The organism is Agarivorans sp. 2_MG-2023 (assembly GCF_030548085.1).
Taxonomy (GTDB): Bacteria; Pseudomonadota; Gammaproteobacteria; order Enterobacterales; family Celerinatantimonadaceae; genus Agarivorans.
In genome coordinates this window covers 1-14,598 of the sequence record NZ_JAUORQ010000027.1, presented here as the reverse complement: position 1 = coordinate 14,598, position 14,598 = coordinate 1, and the positions used below count along the sequence as shown (strand labels likewise).

Genomic DNA, 14,598 nt, shown 5'->3' with positions numbered 1-14,598 from the left:
CCTCAATGCCCGCCAAGCTTTGCAGTGGGTTACCAGAGCAACGCAGCTCAGTTAAATACTCCAGCCCCTCGATGCCCACCAAGCTTTTCAGTGGACTATGAGAGCAATCTAGTTTAGTTAATTGCTCCAGCCCCTCAATGCCCGCCAAGCTTTGCAGTGGGTTACCAGAGCAACGCAGCTCAGTTAAATACTCCAGCCCCTCGATGCCCGCCAAGCTTTGCAGTTCGTTGCCATAGCAACGCAACTCAGTTAACTGCTCCAGCCCCTCAATACTCGCCAAGCTTTGCAGTTGATTGCCATAGCAACGCAGCTTAGTTAACTGCTCCAGCCCCTCAATACCCGCCAAGCTTTGCAGTGGGTTGTCAGAGCAATCCAGCATAGTTAATAGCGCCAGCCCCTCAATACCCGCCAAGCTTTGCAGTTGGTTGCCATAGCAACGCAGCTCAGTTAAATGCTCCAGCCCCTCAATGCCCGCCAAGCTTTGCAGTTGGTTGCCATAGCAACGCAGCTCAGTTAAATGCTTCAGCTCCCCAATGCCCACCAAGCTTTGCAGTTGGTTGTAAGAGCAACGCAGCTCAGTTAATTGCTTTAGCTGGCATATCTCTGGTGGTAATAAGGTTAAAAAAAGGCCATCTAAATCTAGCGAAGTGGAGTTGTCTAATCTGCACTTTTCTATGCGCTTTTTTGCAGTCTCCATAAACACTATACCGCTCCTTCTTAACAGTCCGGCTCACTAAAACATACTGGTATAACGAGGCTATTCAAAGCGCAAAACAACCTTTTAGTACTATTTAAGTCAATTAACTTATTTTCTTGTGACTTTGGTTGTGATTCTTTTCGACAGAAAAAGTTAACAACCGCCCAATAGAGGAGCGCTAACGAGCTATTTCTAACTTTTTCTGTCCATGCGACCGGAGGCAGTATGAAGCGCTGCTCACCTAGTAAGATTGAACCATTTTTATCACCAGTTAACCTTAGCTTTCTATGCAAAGCAGCGATAGTTAGGTTTGGGAGCAACGGCCAGCGACATAGCGGCCAAGCTAAGTGGTAAGGCCTGAGAATCCTAGACACCTTCTAGGTTCTCAACATATTGCAGCTCAACATCAGCGGGAGACTGCGATTGTTTGCATTTTATCTTAAAGTGCTTGTTTTAATCATATCCAAAATCTACCCGCTAAATCTTTCTAAACGCTTTGACAAAGTTACTGGGGTGTTGATGAATTCGAATATGATCTGGTGAGCTTAGTCTTTTCTTTCTTTGGTTAAAAGGTGGCGTTATGTACCCCCAGCTGCCGGAGCGAGAGAAGTAAATTACATAGTCGATATGTGTATCGCCCCATTTGTTTTCAACGTTTATATTCTCGTCATGGGTTTCGAGGGTTTTTATTTGTATACGATAAAATTCATGCCCATCAGAAATGACAAAATCTGTTTTTTGACCGTGATCTATCATGGGCATAAAAACATCCCATCCGTCATTTAGTAACCAGCTAGCAGCTAAGGTTTCATAAGAAAGGCTTTTGTAATGTTTTAGAGAGGTTTGGTTTGGTGAAGTGTGTCTAATAGGCATCATTAGCGTCCGATTTAAATTGATGCCGCACGTCAACTAGGGCTTTTTGAGTGCGAACCGGGCTGCTGTTTAGCCTACCCCCAATTTAATATCACTATACCGCTTAGCGAGTATCGAGTAGTAAAGGTTGCCTACCTAAGCATTCCCTATTTTTGGGGCTATGCCATTAATACTACTATCAGACAGTTTTGCCGTGAATCGATTAAATTATAAGTTACAATGGATTTAGTTGAAGCGCAAGGTGATGTGTGGGAAGTTTTTGCATAAGTTTCCCTCCTGACGGTCGCGATCATATCCCTTATAATTTAGGTGGTCAGATTTATTGTGTCACTACATTTCGTGTATCAAGGAGGAAGCATGAAAAACGTCCTGTTAGCTATCTTGTTAGGTGTCGTATCCACAGTGGCGTCTGCTGTAGGCTGTGAGAAACCAATCAAACTGACATCTTGGAACATTCGAGATTTAGGTCAGTCTAAGAACGACGCAGAAATTGCAGTGATTGCGAAGATTTTAGCAAATAGTGACATAGTCGCAGTCCAAGAAGTTGTGGCGGGGAGCGGTGGTCCAGATGCTGTCGATAAGCTCTTAGTTGCACTCCAGAAAGAAAATAAGGATTGGATGGCTGTGACCAGCGATAAGACCACCGGAGTAGGGACGGAGCGATACACTTACTTCTGGAGATACTCGAAGGTAGACCGCGTAGATACTCCAGAGAATGGTCTCAGTGCTGTGCTTAGTGACAACGTAGACAGAGAACCTTATCTTCAGACCTTCTATATCGGCGGTGAACGAATAGCTATAGCTAGCTTTCACGCAGTACCTAAAAATAAAGGCCCCGAGAAAGAAATTGTACAATTGCCTACTCTATTCCCTTTAGTAAAGGATGCCCGAGCAATAGTACTGGGTGATTTCAACTTAGGTTTTGACCATGAGGCGTTCGATACTCTGCGGAGTATTGGAATGAAGAGTCATATTCGAGGCAAGACTTCATTGAAGATGAAGCGCAAGGACGGTGAACACCTTAATCACCCTTATGACAATGTATTTACAGAGCATGTTGAAGTGTGTGATGCGGGCATTATTGATTTCACGTCAAGTTATGAAACGCTGAAAGATGCAAGATACATTTCAGATCACCTACCTGTATGGATTCATCTCGGGGGATAGCTATTACTACAATAAGTTTGCTAAGCATTCATTTTACGCAGCAAGGGCCCTGGAGACCTTGATATTGAAATTAGGCAAAATAAGGCGTTTACCAAACAATATGACGGCACGGTTAAGTGGAGTTGGTGAAGCGCACTAGATTGATTAATTCCGCTATACAAGCTTTACATTGCTAGACTAATACTTATCTATTTGAAATGGTGAGAAATTTGAAAATTGGGACGTGGTTTGTAAGTAAGTGGAAAGCAATCAAGGTGTTGTTTAATATTGAAAACCTGATTCGCGCAGTTAACATATTAAGTGTTTTGTTTTTTACTGTGTATTTGTACTCAATGTTTATATTGCCATTCTGGGACGGAAATTGGAGTTGGCGATATGTTCAAAAGGTTTGGTACTCTTGGCAAGCCCTTAACGTAGGAATGCTAGCTTTTGGCTCTAGTATTATTGCTTTTAACATCTCTCGTTATCATGTAGCTAAACAGCAAGAGCGGGAATTCATTGCTTCAAAGGCATTTTTGCCACAAGCGCTTAGTGATTTGTGTGAGTATTTGGTGAGTTGTGCACCCATTCTTACAGAGGCTTATCGAGCCTCGAAAGATAGAAAGGCTAAAAAAAAGTCTTTGATTGAAAAAGTACCATCTAATTCAGAGTTGTATATCCCTGTTTTCAAGGAATGCATAAAATTTTCGCCCCCAAATGTGGCAGATTATTTGGCCAAAATATTGATGTTATTACAAATCCATGATGCTCGAACAAAAGCTCTATCTAGTGAAGGCCCTAGTAATCTTGGTTATCAGAAATCTTGCTTATACTCACTAGCTGAACTCAAGGTACGTGTTAACTCGTTATTTGATTTTGCTAGAGGGGAGGAGAGCTTTATACCAAGTAGTTTTACTTCCGTAGAGTTTTCCTCCGCTTTTAAAGAGCTTGGTTTGAGCGATGAAAACCTAAAGGACTTGATTGAATATGCCAAAAGGAAACATGGCTCTTAACTGCAACCATTAGTTTGTTATGAGTCCTTAAACCTTACAGGTGAGACACCTACTTTAATGTTTATAATCTAAGGTTGTGCGGTTAGTGAGTATTACGATTACCTTGGGTGCTTTTCCTTGAGAATAGCCTTTACTTTTTCAACATCGTTAGGGGCAAAGTCTACAATTTCAGAACTCGATACACATTGTACGCAAGCTAAACATAGTGATATCTCGTTTGCTTCACCCTCATGACGGTTCTTGTAGTAAATACCCTTTACTGTGGGTAGTAGTACTTGAGAAATCCTCTCGAACAATGCCGGTCTCATTGATTTGTCAGAAGCTTCGCTAATTGAAATATTCTTCGCTAAACCAGCGAATGTAACACTTCGTTCATCAGCAAAGTGTTTGGATAATGCTAATGCCAAATTTCTTGGGCGAGGACTTGTCCAGTCAGGTATTTCGATAGTTGCTTCATCGGGAAGGCGGATAGAGACTTTGTAAAGTGTAGGAGTTCCAACCTCATTAAAATGAACTCTCCTAAATGCCGCCTCAGTGGCAGCGAACTTACTCCCGAAGTGTGAGAATGGATAGAACATATCAATATTGGCATTCATCGAACCATGGTACATCTTTAGTTCCATGCTAAGCTTATCTCCTTAATCTAAGAAATTCTAACACCAAGCAAAAGAGCGAGCTTTAACTCGTAAACTTTGTGCTTTTTATTACGTATTTTACAGCTCCAAATCAGACAGCTGATTATACTTATCTAATGCACTTATCACATCAAAAATCTCAGCCATTGGTAATCCCCTTTAGCATCGTGCCCTAGCTTGATACGACATCAAGTAGATTTTTTTAGCAACCTACTCATTTGTCTGAACGGTAATTCAATCAGGTGAAGTGCGTACACCAATTAGCTGGCTTAAACTCACTACACTACCGAGCTTTTTATGCAGCCACTATCTCGCATCGCTTACTGAGCGAAAGGTTGTGGAGTTTACAAACAAGCCCGCTAAATCAATGAGTTTCTCGAACTTGTCATTTTCAGCTAAGCAATCAGCTGGCGCTGCTTCTAAGTCTTCATTGTAAGTCGTGAACCAGTGGTATGTCGCGCTGTCGGATACATGCCCAAAATACTTAACCAAGGTGGGGATGGAGGCGTGAATACCTTGTTCTTGAGTAAACTGGAAAGCTGGTATTCTTAACTGCGAATCAAATTTGAATACAAATAGCTTCTCGTCAGCAGTCAGTTTGCTAATGACACTTAGAGCATCCTCTTTAACGATTCCTCTATCCAATAACTGTAATGCCTCATCGACCGTTGCGAGAGGATATTTCGTTTCATTGCGCTCCATTTTCGAGAGTACAGGAGCGGCTAACTTTGAGCTTTTATTCATAATGATACCGATTAGCTTGTACACTTTGATTATAGTTACGAACGATATAGCTATACAGCGTTAACCAAAGACCAAATATGGCTAAATTTTAAAGGTAACCAGCCAAAATTTCCAAATTTAGTTGACAAAGACCTAAAAGCATTCAAAAGTGGTTGTAACTAAAGAAAAACCACAAAAAAAGCCATATATAGACTATGAATGAGCGACCTAAACTAGCCAATACTTATCTTAAAGTGGAGAAACTTTCTCTTGAACTTAAAGAGCTTGTGGATGAAATAGCCAGTCGGCAAAAACAACCGGACGATTTACTATTACTCGAACGGGCAAATTTGACTGAGCTTTTTGTAGAGCAGCGTAAGTCAGAAAAAGTGACGGTTGCCGAACTCGAAATGCAAACCGGTATTCCTGCATCTACGCTAAGGCGTGTACTGCGTGAGCCTGATAAAGCGACATTACAAAATGTGCTTACTATTGCACGAGAGCTAGGGGTCAATATATGGATAGAAAAGTAAAGGTCTATATGTATGGGGGACTGGCTGGGGTCCTCACTGAGTCAGATGAAGGCTTTACCTTTGAATATGTTGAGCATTATCAAGGTCAAGCCGTATCGTTTAGCCTCCCTGTAAGAAAGAAGCGCTTCAGCAGTCCAACACTGTTTCCCTATTTTAAGGGACTGGCTCCAGAAGGTTGGTTGCTTGAGCAGTACTCAAAACTACAACATATCGACGAACGAGATCAATTAGGAATGTTGATTGCTAACGGTAAAGACCTCATTGGTGCAGTCACCTTAGAGAGAGCTGTTAAGTGATTCATCTTTGTTTTTGAAAAACGGATGGGTGAATCGTAAGTAGCCATGCTCACCCAAACAACTGCACTATTTGCTCTTTAAAACCGCCAAGTAACGTTAGGTTGTAGTTGTTTTCTTCTTCCATGCCTCTTGGTTTAGTAACTGGTTTTCTCACTTTTGATTGGTCTAGCTCTAGGCTTTCGGTACCAACAGATTCGTTGTTGAGAGGGTTTTCTATTTGATGCTTTTTAGTTGGGAGGGAAACATCAATCGTTTCAGTATTCTGCTGTTCAAATACCACAGTGGTTTCTGGTAAATCTAGGTCAATACGTTGTGCAAAGTCACTTAGGCTTGGCTCTGCAAGGGTAAATAACCATGCTGCTTGGTTTGGTGAACCATCAACACGCAATATTCGGCCAAGAACTTGCCGGTAGTGCATTTCTGTTTTTATACGGCTGAGGTGGCAACATACTTGTAGCCTAGGAATATCAGTGCCTTCAGCAATCATCCCTACACTGACAATCCATTGCGTGTTGTTATGCCTGAATTGCTCGATTGTTTCCGAAGGGTTTTTCATGTATGAGGTTACAAGGCAAGCAGATTGTGCCAAGTCATTAACTAAATAACTGAGTAACTGTTTCGCATGAGCAATCGACGAAGCAACGATAAGCCCCCCTGCTTTTTGATTAAACGTTCTAATTTCTGTGAGTTTACTCACTCCCAGCTTGAGGACATACAGCATCACCTGCGGGTGATGGAGTAAGGCTGAGTAACTTAATGAAGAGCCGGCCAGCAAGGAAGAAAACGAATGAAATACACTACGCTCATCGCCTTCATTAAGATGAATGTTGTCGTTGTCGATTAAGGCGATATTTGGCGTACGGCAAACACCGTCAGCGATAGCTTTCTCCAATCCATAGGTGAAATCACAGTGGAGAGTATTATCCGGTTCAGTAAAGCGAGACAAAACAATGGGCGCTTTGTCTGAGCGCCATGGTGTGCCAGATAATGCTAGAGTGAAGGTTGCCTTGTCTTGAATATTAACTAAAACTTCTTCTCCCCAAGCGTTTGAGGTCACAAATTCATGGCCTTTTAGATGATGCACCTCATCCATAATCACCATGACTCTATGAGTGTTAAGCAACTGCCAAAAATCACTATTAAGCGATGACATAGATTGGTAGGTGTAAGCGTTGCCTACTGAACCGATTAAACCGTCAAATCGTTTGTTTAAGCGTTTTGAAAAAGTAGCTCTAATTCCTTCGTTCACTTCAGTTGATGGTGAAAAGCACAGTATAAAATCGATTTTTCCTGCGTCCAGTAAATGGCGAGCCAACTCTGCTGCCATTACGGTTTTACCTGCTCCAGGCGTGGCTAAGCACATAAAGTGATTTTGTTGGGTGTAGAGCTTTAGAGCGCGCTTAATGCATTTCGATTGCCATTGGCGTAGTTGCATCACAGTGACTTCAGCTCAGCTATTCCTGCTTCCAGTGCTTTTATTTTTCCCGTTAACGTAGAGCTGTGATTGCGTGCCGTCATATAGCGAGGATATAGCCTTGCTCTAGCTTGCGGTATTGAATCACATAAACGCTTAAACTCTTCAGCCTCTCCAATGCTACTTAGTAAGTTGACTTGATATTGATTCAAGGTTGACTGTAAAGCATCAAGTTGCGCTGAAGTTTTATGATTGAGCCCACTTTCTATAAGTGGCTGAACGGCTGATTTAGTTACTTGCTTCGGCTTGCTGGGGCTTAATAGTTTGGGGCTTAATAGTTTGGGGCTGAATTTTGAGGTCTTAAGATAAACAAGTTTGCCATTATCATGCTGTTTAGTCAGCAACTCATTGGCTATCAAACGGCGTAAAGTTCGGTGGACCATTTGGCTCGCATTTTTATTCGTTTCTTCTCTGTATTCCTCTTGGTAAGCCGTTTTTAGCTGGCTAACTGTAAACTGCTGAAACTTTTCATCTATTAACGTTTTGTACAACACACTATCTATACGAACCATGAATAACTCACACCAACCAAATTACTTTTCTTGAAAAACCTACTAAACGCGCAGTGACCAACATCAGGGATTACAGCGTTCCTTTGTTTAAAAACTCCTAGCTCTTGACAATTTCAAGCAAAAGGCTAAGGATTCCTTAGTATACCTTATGTTAAAAAACTAAGACAATCTTAGTTATCTTAGGATCATCAATGACATCACCTTGGCCGACAAAATTACAACTCCGCTACCACTTAGGCTTAAGCAGGCTAGAACCGCTATGGGTATCAGTCAAAAGGCGCTTGGCATTAAGCTCGGTATGGAACCAGGAACAGCTAGTGCTCGGATGAATCACTACGAGAAAGGGAAGCATACTCCTGATTACACAACCTTAAAGCGAATGGCCGACGAGCTAGGTGTGCCGGTGGCCTACTTCTTTTGTGAGTCAGAAAAAAGTGCTCAACTAGTATGTTTGCTCGAAGCACTCAGTGATGCAAAAAAAGACGTATTAATAGAGAATCTAAAAAAAGACTTGGATTCGACTTAAGTGGATTGTTCCGGACTCAATCTGTCACTTTACTTCGCAAGGTGCGATCTGTTCTGACTGGTTACACTAACTCATTTATGCCCCAAAGTGAGTTGCGATTGCTCGATGTCTCACTTCAAAAAACTATCATTTGACCAAATTTTTCTTATACATGTAGTGTCTATGGAAACGTAATAGTATATAGACAAATTACTTAAGAATTAATTGAGGCTATGATGTATAAGATTAAGTTGGACGAGAGGCCTGTAGGGTATGCAGTTGCCCCTGCTAAGCCAGGAGATAAAGCTGCGATTGAGTACAGAGGTTTGACAGTCCAATCTGAAGGTCGGGAATTTATACGAAAAGTTAAATCTCTTGATACCATCCTAAGCAAGTTGCCGACTTCATATCAACCTCACACGATTAAGACATTTGTCGCTATTATAAACAATGAACTGGAAGCAAAGGTCTACATAAACGAATCCGATGTACTTGCCAAAATATCAGTAGGCAGAGTCGGTGAAATAGAAAAAGGAGAGCCTATCCGTTTAAATGACATATTGCATGTTCAAGAAGTATCGTTTGAAGGAATTGAGTTCCCAAAAGATTGCGCCTATTTGGCCTTGCTTGATCAGGGCTGGGATCGAGTCTTTTACTATGATTTTGGGCCACTTCTGGAGAATGAGAATAAGAGAGAAATTGATTACTCTGTTACGGATTTTTTGAGTTATGGATATAGTAGAGCATTATTCTATGAGACCTATGACGTATCTGAAGATGACTGGGTAAAAGTCACCTCATCTGGTTGGTTCCCATTTGCCTTCACAACATATGAACAACAAAAATCATTAATACAGCACATTATTTATGATTGGGATTATTCACATATTCTAGAAGATATAAATAAAGGGTTCAGCTTAGACCATCAACAGTGGTTGGATAGTATATTTTCTAACACCGATACCTCTTTAGCAAAGCATAAGGGAAGAGTTGAAAAAGCATTAAAGTTTCATAATCAAGGAGACTATGATACTGCCGTTCATTTGCTATACCCAAGACTAGAGTCTGCTCTTAGGGATGATTTCCTAATGTCTAATCCTGAAAAAAAAGGGCAGGATCAAAAACGTCTCTCTAAACATATTGGCCAAAATATATCTAATCGGTCATATTCATTCTCACGCTATTTCCCCGAACAATTCAGTACTTTCTTAACTAACACGTTTTTTCACAACTATGACCCACACAGTGATACTAACCCTGCCAGCAGAAATTCAGTTTCTCACGGAGCCATAGACGAATCAGCAATTGGTATGAAGGAATCACTAATAGGTTTCTTGATTTTTGATCAAATACATAGATATATAAAATTTAACAAGTCCGTGGTTGCTGAGTCACAAAAGAAAACATGCAATTCAGATGGATAAAAAGATGGATGTTCCCGTGGACTTTTGCCCCTTCTCGATACGTTAGATTATGCAAATTTAGTGAAACCATAAAAGGCTTCTAAGATGCTTTTGTCCAATTGTGTTTTAGTGATAATGGTCAGTAAAAGGAAAAAGTAACCCGGTGAGACACACCTTCACCATCGAGAGTGTCTAGCTTTCTCAGGACTTACCAGTTTAGTCAGCCTCAATTGATTTTATTCGTAATGCATGATGCAGTTTATATTTATGTATTATTTTCTTAAAAGTGCTGCGAATTGTAGGCATTTAAAAGCTTGGTCAGTTCAATTTTTTTATGCTTGCTTTGATCGATGACTTGTCTGGTTGGGTGGAACATCAGTTTTGGCTTGCCAACAGTTTTTTAAGTGCATCAATAAACCCGTTCCCAAAGATTTTCCTGTTTGTTTCATCATTAAGTTCACCTCTTTCCCCAATATGAAGGCCAAGAGGCTTTAGGTGTTCTGGGTCTATTGCGTTTGATACTGCTCTTAATTCTTGTGTCGTGAGCTGTACTCTAGGCTGTTGGCCAAGAGAGGCTAACGGTGCATCCGCCAAGAACTCTTGAGAGTCTATGTCGGCGTGAAATACCATGGTTGGCTTCTCTGCTTGCTGAATTAAAAGGCTGTTGTAACGTTCTAGTCGCCGGAGTTCATTCATCATGATTCTTGCTTGAGCCCGAACACCGGGATCGCTAATGGCAGTTATCCATTTTCCTCGCTTGGAACTGGAGGCTTCGGTTGGACTTGTGGTGTGGGTGTGAGAATATTTTTTTCTATAAGCGTCAATCAGTAATTGATAACGATGTCCGTTTTTGTTGCGGATTGCTGCGCAAGTTGGACCGTCATTTAGTGCCGATATCTTACCTACATTGTTCACGCGAAAATTCTGGGTACCTTTTGCCAACTCCTTACAGATATCATTTATTGTGGTTAACGATGCTCTAGAACGTTTTGATTTACAGCTTGTTAGCAACTGTTCAAATACTTGCTCCGGTTCAGCAGAGTCACTTTTTGCAATGATATTTTGTGGCATTAATTCGTTACTCATTTTTGCACCTCCAGCGTACTTATTTTGTCCTTTAAGCTTTTCTGCTTTCTTTTATCAAGCAGTGCGATGATTTCTTGAGTGATGTTGGTAGGCTGATGTTTTGTAACAAAGTCTGAAAGGTGGAGCTCCCCCGAGATCGCCTTGTCTAGATTGGTCCAACCGTCCAAATTGTTCCAACCATTCAGGCGACTGAGTAACAAACTTTGCACTTGATTGCCAAGTTGTCGCTGCGCGGTTTTAGATAGTTTGAAGAAAGTAGGGGGAATACCATTGTCGTCGAGTAACTTATCGAAAAGTTGATTACGACGGATTAAGGCATCTCCGTCGTTGCCACTAATAAAAATATCGGCGTTTTCGCACACTTCGCCTAAGATGCGAAGTTCGCTAACTTCGTCGATCTCAACTGCCATTTTTTGGCCCTTGGGTCTGTTTAAGATCAGCGACAATTTATCGGTATCTTCGTGTTGTTGTGTTGCTCCTTTGTTGAGAAGATCCATACTGTCTTCAGTAAGGCGTAGGAGCATTACTTGGTCCGCTCGGTACAACACTCTGAGGGATTCCATCTTGCTGTGGTTATCGGTCAGACTTTTGATTTTGCGCTCTAACATCGTTACTGAACCGCCAACCTTACCGCGATCATAGATTTGATCATCTAGGGTATCTATTTGGCACTGTAGATCTTCCAACAGTTCATTGTGTTTAATGAGTCCTGCGCCTATCTCCTGAAATTTGGTTTGTAATCCAGCTATAAATACAGGGCCCGTAATAAAAAATCGGCATTGAAAACAGTTTTTGTTGCCAAGAAAGCCTGGCTGAACTGGAGTATAACTGACGTTTTTGGCTGTAGTTAAGGGGTCACCTCCATCATTGCAGCGGCCGCATGCTACAGGGCAGATCCCAAAATCGAAAAATTGCATTGAGGCTCGTGGCCAGTCAGGGCTGTGGATTGGATTGGCTTCGCTGCAAACAAGCTCCGTGAACGGGATCGGCTCTCCAGCGAGTAGTTTATCCGCTAGGCGCTCTTGGGCAGCAGCCAATTGGCGCTTTTCTGCTTCGGCGAGCATCTGTATTCGGTAATCACCATCTAATTTGGCATAGTAGATTGTCATAACGATATTGGCATGTCCCACTATTTTGGCGACAACGACTGGTGAGATGTTAGCGTCAAAAATCAACGAGGAAATCTGGCTAACGCGCAATGAGTGCGGTGTGTAAATAGATTTATAGTGGGTCATCGCTGAGCCGGTGCCGATTAGCGTAGTCAGCGGTAAGCTCTCATCTTGGATGTAATAGAGTAGTTTGGGCAGCGGTTCACTAAAGGAGCTTCGGCTTCTAGTGGGCTGACTGCCTGCTGGGTTGTTTTTGCGTTTAGCTCTGTTCCTCGGATCGCGAAATAGGAAACATTGTTTGCCGCGTCGTTTGAGTAGCTTTGGGTCCGTATCGGTGTGCATGGCGATATCTGACCAAGCGGTTGGCGCTTCTAAGGGGTTATACTTGGTCTGCCAGTCGCGCAGCCGGATCAGCCATCTGGCCAAATCTTCGGGGAAGTAAGGGGCCTCGTAGCCTCCTTCAATCCGGCCCGTTTTGTTGGTAGTCACCCACATATTCAATAGACTATCTTTGCTGCTTTGTACTCGGCGGAATACACCTTGGGCCTGCGTTGTCCCGGCCAATTTGTCGTCGTTTTTAGTCCAGACTAATTTTCCTTCCTTTTCAATTAACTTATCACTGTCGCCTTCTCCGCTATCTAAATAAGAAATTTGAATGCCGCGCAATGGCACCCTGAGTAGAGTAAATAAAGCAAGCGTATTGACTGGCGACCAGATCTGGTATTTGGGATTGGTTTCTTTATCTTTGGTATCTTTTATTCGCCAAACACAGTTGGGATCGGACTCGTCGATAAGCGAGTGCGGTACGTCAAACCAATCTTTATCAAACAGGGTTTGGGCATTTTTCAGTTGCTTAAAATAGCTGCTTCGAGGGTTCTGACTCTTGCTGGACTGTTGACTTTTCTTACTGATATCACCTGAAAGAAGCCAATTCATTGCTCGGTCAATATAAACGTAAGGCAATAGTGGTTTGTCGGACTCGGCTAGCTTTGGATAATGGCTGTTTTGAACTACTGAGTTTTTATAGGGGTGACGATAATCACCTTCGACGATTTTGATTAATTCACCAGTTTCTTCATCGGGTTCAAATAAAACTTCTTTACGCACATATTCAAGAAATTCTATCACTCGATTGGCCGCTGATTGGTTTTGGTTGCTCTTGGCTAATGTTGTTACAAACTCATCCAGGTCGGGAACTTTGTGGTAGCGGTCGAAAAATTGGTGAGGAGAAACTGTAAGCTGCGTTTTGGCGAACAGTAGGTATGCATTTATGATCCTTTTGCGTTCAGCAATAGCTGTACCGCTTTTGCACCAGGCTTTCGCTAGCTCACTCCAAAGCTCCAATCCAGCTGATATAAGCCAATCAAAAAGTTTAGATTGTTTGTCCAAGAAAGGTTTATTTTTATCATAGCCTTTAATTCGATCGTAATGAACGAGCAAGTAGGGGTGCTCTCTTGCATGCGTTTTGTATTTTTTAAAAGTATCTATTTTATTCTCACAATTGTAACGATGTACGCGCTCAGCATCCCAATGTTCAAATTCAATGAACGCTTTGTAGCTTGCTAGCTTGTAAAAACGTTTTGGGTGAGGTGGTAGCCTAGGATCGGCAGTGTGGTTTTTGTCGTATTTATCTGAAGAAAGTAGTCCTAATTTGAGAGCGGATTTGCGAGCCGCTTCGACAGTTTTATAATAGCTCTTAGCTTTGGGATCCCAGAAATGGCGGTAGCCTTTCCACCCGTTCAGCTTTTCAAGTCTAGGAGGGAGACGAGGGTCATATTTTCGACAAAGTGGATATCCTAAACTATTAGTCTGAATGTTGTGCGCTTTTGCTACGTTCAAGGCTGCTTGTTGTGCTTCTCCTAATGATTTGTAGTAGCCATTATCAAAACCAAACGCATGCTCCCAGGTTCGCCACTCCCCAAAGTAGTAGCTGGGCGGATATTCTGGCAATAGTGGATCTAATTGTCGAATGGAGTTATATCCTGTTTCATTCCATTGGTCTTTTGTGAGAATTTTTTTTACGGCGAAAAATGCGCTTTTAATATCAGGGTATCGCACTTTGGGCTTAAACAATTGAGACATTCCATCCCAACCTTTTATGCAGGATGGATCTTTTGGAAGTGTGCTGTCGTGCTGGCAGGCTAGTTGGTATCGCCTAGTTGCTAGGATTTCTGACCAGTTTGGGTGTTGCTGCATTAGTTCAGCCAGGGCAGCCATCACCTGCTCAACAGTTTCATAGCGTTTTACGCTCTCTTCCCCGAAGGCGGCGGGCAAGCCCGGCCAGTCATTGCCAAAAGTCAGTTGGGGAGATGCAGGCAAACGCGGGTCTTGCTGGCGTGCCAGTTGGTAGCGCTTAGTCACAGGGACTTTTGACCATTTTGGGTGTTGCTGCATTAGTTCAGCCAGGGCAGCCATCACTTGCTCAACGGTTTCATAGCGTTTTATGCTCTCTTCCCCGAAGGCGGCGGGCAAGCCCAGCCAGTCATTGCCAAAAGTCTTTTGGGGAGATGCAGGCAAACGCGGGTCTTGCTGGCGTGCCAGTTGGTAGCGCTTAGTCACAGGGACTTTTGACCATTTTGGGTGTTGCTGCATT

At 42.4% G+C, this 14,598-nt stretch carries 14 protein-coding genes; 6 read left to right on the top strand and 8 right to left on the bottom strand.

Annotated elements, in window-relative coordinates; genetic code table 11:
• Window positions 1-697: leucine-rich repeat domain-containing protein (locus tag Q4549_RS21750; RefSeq protein WP_303553289.1), on the bottom strand; the 697-nt coding region annotated here is incomplete at its 3' end.
• Window positions 698-1,174: 477 nt separating this feature from the next.
• On the bottom strand, window positions 1,175-1,573 hold the full coding sequence (locus Q4549_RS21745; protein WP_303553288.1) for a group I intron-associated PD-(D/E)XK endonuclease: 399 nt from the start codon (window positions 1,571-1,573) through the stop codon (window positions 1,175-1,177).
• A 354-nt stretch (window positions 1,574-1,927) separates the two neighbouring features.
• Here Q4549_RS21745 and Q4549_RS21740 point away from each other — a divergent pair, with 354 nt between their 5' ends.
• Together Q4549_RS21740 and Q4549_RS21735 are read left to right on the top strand one after the other, a co-directional pair.
• Complete coding sequence (locus tag Q4549_RS21740; RefSeq protein ID WP_303553287.1) at window positions 1,928-2,737, top strand: endonuclease/exonuclease/phosphatase family protein; 810 nt, start codon at window positions 1,928-1,930, stop codon at window positions 2,735-2,737.
• Between the two features lie 209 nt (window positions 2,738-2,946).
• Window positions 2,947-3,729: a hypothetical protein gene (locus Q4549_RS21735; RefSeq protein WP_303553286.1), complete on the top strand. Its 783-nt coding sequence runs from the start codon at window positions 2,947-2,949 to the stop codon at window positions 3,727-3,729.
• Between the two features lie 98 nt (window positions 3,730-3,827).
• Here the strand turns inward: Q4549_RS21735 and Q4549_RS21730 are convergent, their stop codons facing one another.
• Both Q4549_RS21730 and Q4549_RS21725 read right to left on the bottom strand, forming a co-directional pair.
• On the bottom strand, window positions 3,828-4,352 hold the full coding sequence (locus Q4549_RS21730) for a hypothetical protein (RefSeq protein ID WP_303553285.1): 525 nt from the start codon (window positions 4,350-4,352) through the stop codon (window positions 3,828-3,830).
• Between the two features lie 318 nt (window positions 4,353-4,670).
• Window positions 4,671-5,108, bottom strand: coding sequence for a hypothetical protein (locus Q4549_RS21725; RefSeq protein ID WP_303553284.1), 438 nt, complete (start codon window positions 5,106-5,108; stop codon window positions 4,671-4,673).
• Between the two features lie 194 nt (window positions 5,109-5,302).
• Between Q4549_RS21725 and Q4549_RS21720 the strand changes: the two genes are divergently transcribed.
• Window positions 5,303-5,620 (top strand): helix-turn-helix domain-containing protein, encoded by a 318-nt coding sequence (locus tag Q4549_RS21720; RefSeq protein ID WP_303553283.1) that lies wholly within the window; start codon window positions 5,303-5,305, stop codon window positions 5,618-5,620.
• Entirely contained in the window at window positions 5,605-5,916 is a 312-nt protein-coding gene (locus Q4549_RS21715) for a HipA N-terminal domain-containing protein (RefSeq protein WP_303557284.1), read from the top strand. The genes Q4549_RS21720 and Q4549_RS21715 overlap by 16 nt, the downstream gene beginning before the upstream one ends.
• Before the next feature lie 49 nt (window positions 5,917-5,965).
• Here Q4549_RS21715 and Q4549_RS21710 read toward each other — a convergent pair whose 3' ends face one another.
• The gene (locus Q4549_RS21710) at window positions 5,966-7,351 is read right to left on the bottom strand and encodes a DEAD/DEAH box helicase (RefSeq protein ID WP_303553281.1); all 1,386 of its coding nucleotides are present in this window, start codon (window positions 7,349-7,351) and stop codon (window positions 5,966-5,968) included.
• Window positions 7,351-7,881 carry a hypothetical protein gene (locus Q4549_RS21705; protein ID WP_303553280.1) on the bottom strand — a complete coding sequence of 177 codons (531 nt, stop codon included), beginning with the start codon at window positions 7,879-7,881 and terminating at the stop codon, window positions 7,351-7,353. Before Q4549_RS21705 ends, Q4549_RS21710 begins: the two co-directional genes overlap by 1 nt.
• Before the next feature lie 235 nt (window positions 7,882-8,116).
• Here Q4549_RS21705 and Q4549_RS21700 point away from each other — a divergent pair, with 235 nt between their 5' ends.
• Together Q4549_RS21700 and Q4549_RS21695 are read left to right on the top strand one after the other, a co-directional pair.
• Window positions 8,117-8,428 (top strand): helix-turn-helix domain-containing protein, encoded by a 312-nt coding sequence (locus Q4549_RS21700; protein WP_256471411.1) that lies wholly within the window; start codon window positions 8,117-8,119, stop codon window positions 8,426-8,428.
• Between the two features lie 212 nt (window positions 8,429-8,640).
• Window positions 8,641-9,831: a hypothetical protein gene (locus Q4549_RS21695; RefSeq protein WP_303553279.1), complete on the top strand. Its 1,191-nt coding sequence runs from the start codon at window positions 8,641-8,643 to the stop codon at window positions 9,829-9,831.
• A 354-nt stretch (window positions 9,832-10,185) separates the two neighbouring features.
• Here Q4549_RS21695 and gmtX read toward each other — a convergent pair whose 3' ends face one another.
• A complete protein-coding gene (gene gmtX, locus Q4549_RS21690) occupies window positions 10,186-10,896 on the bottom strand; it encodes a gamma-mobile-trio protein GmtX (protein ID WP_303553277.1) in 711 nt (236 codons plus the stop codon).
• A complete protein-coding gene (locus Q4549_RS21685; RefSeq protein WP_303557281.1) occupies window positions 10,893-14,564 on the bottom strand; it encodes a VPA1269 family protein in 3,672 nt (1,223 codons plus the stop codon). Before Q4549_RS21685 ends, gmtX begins: the two co-directional genes overlap by 4 nt.
• Window positions 14,565-14,598 lie beyond the last annotated feature (34 nt).

Coding starts and splice junctions, on each gene's coding strand:
- Q4549_RS21745 (WP_303553288.1), bottom strand. CDS start 1,573: ATGATGCCTATTAGACACACTTCACCAAACCAAACCTCTCTAAAACAT.
- Q4549_RS21740 (WP_303553287.1), top strand. CDS start 1,928: ATGAAAAACGTCCTGTTAGCTATCTTGTTAGGTGTCGTATCCACAGTG.
- Q4549_RS21730 (WP_303553285.1), bottom strand. CDS start 4,352: ATGGAACTAAAGATGTACCATGGTTCGATGAATGCCAATATTGATATG.
- Q4549_RS21725 (WP_303553284.1), bottom strand. CDS start 5,108: ATGAATAAAAGCTCAAAGTTAGCCGCTCCTGTACTCTCGAAAATGGAG.
- Q4549_RS21720 (WP_303553283.1), top strand. CDS start 5,303: ATGAATGAGCGACCTAAACTAGCCAATACTTATCTTAAAGTGGAGAAA.
- Q4549_RS21715 (WP_303557284.1), top strand. CDS start 5,605: ATGGATAGAAAAGTAAAGGTCTATATGTATGGGGGACTGGCTGGGGTC.
- Q4549_RS21710 (WP_303553281.1), bottom strand. CDS start 7,351: ATGCAACTACGCCAATGGCAATCGAAATGCATTAAGCGCGCTCTAAAG.
- Q4549_RS21695 (WP_303553279.1), top strand. CDS start 8,641: ATGATGTATAAGATTAAGTTGGACGAGAGGCCTGTAGGGTATGCAGTT.
- gmtX (WP_303553277.1), bottom strand. CDS start 10,896: ATGAGTAACGAATTAATGCCACAAAATATCATTGCAAAAAGTGACTCT.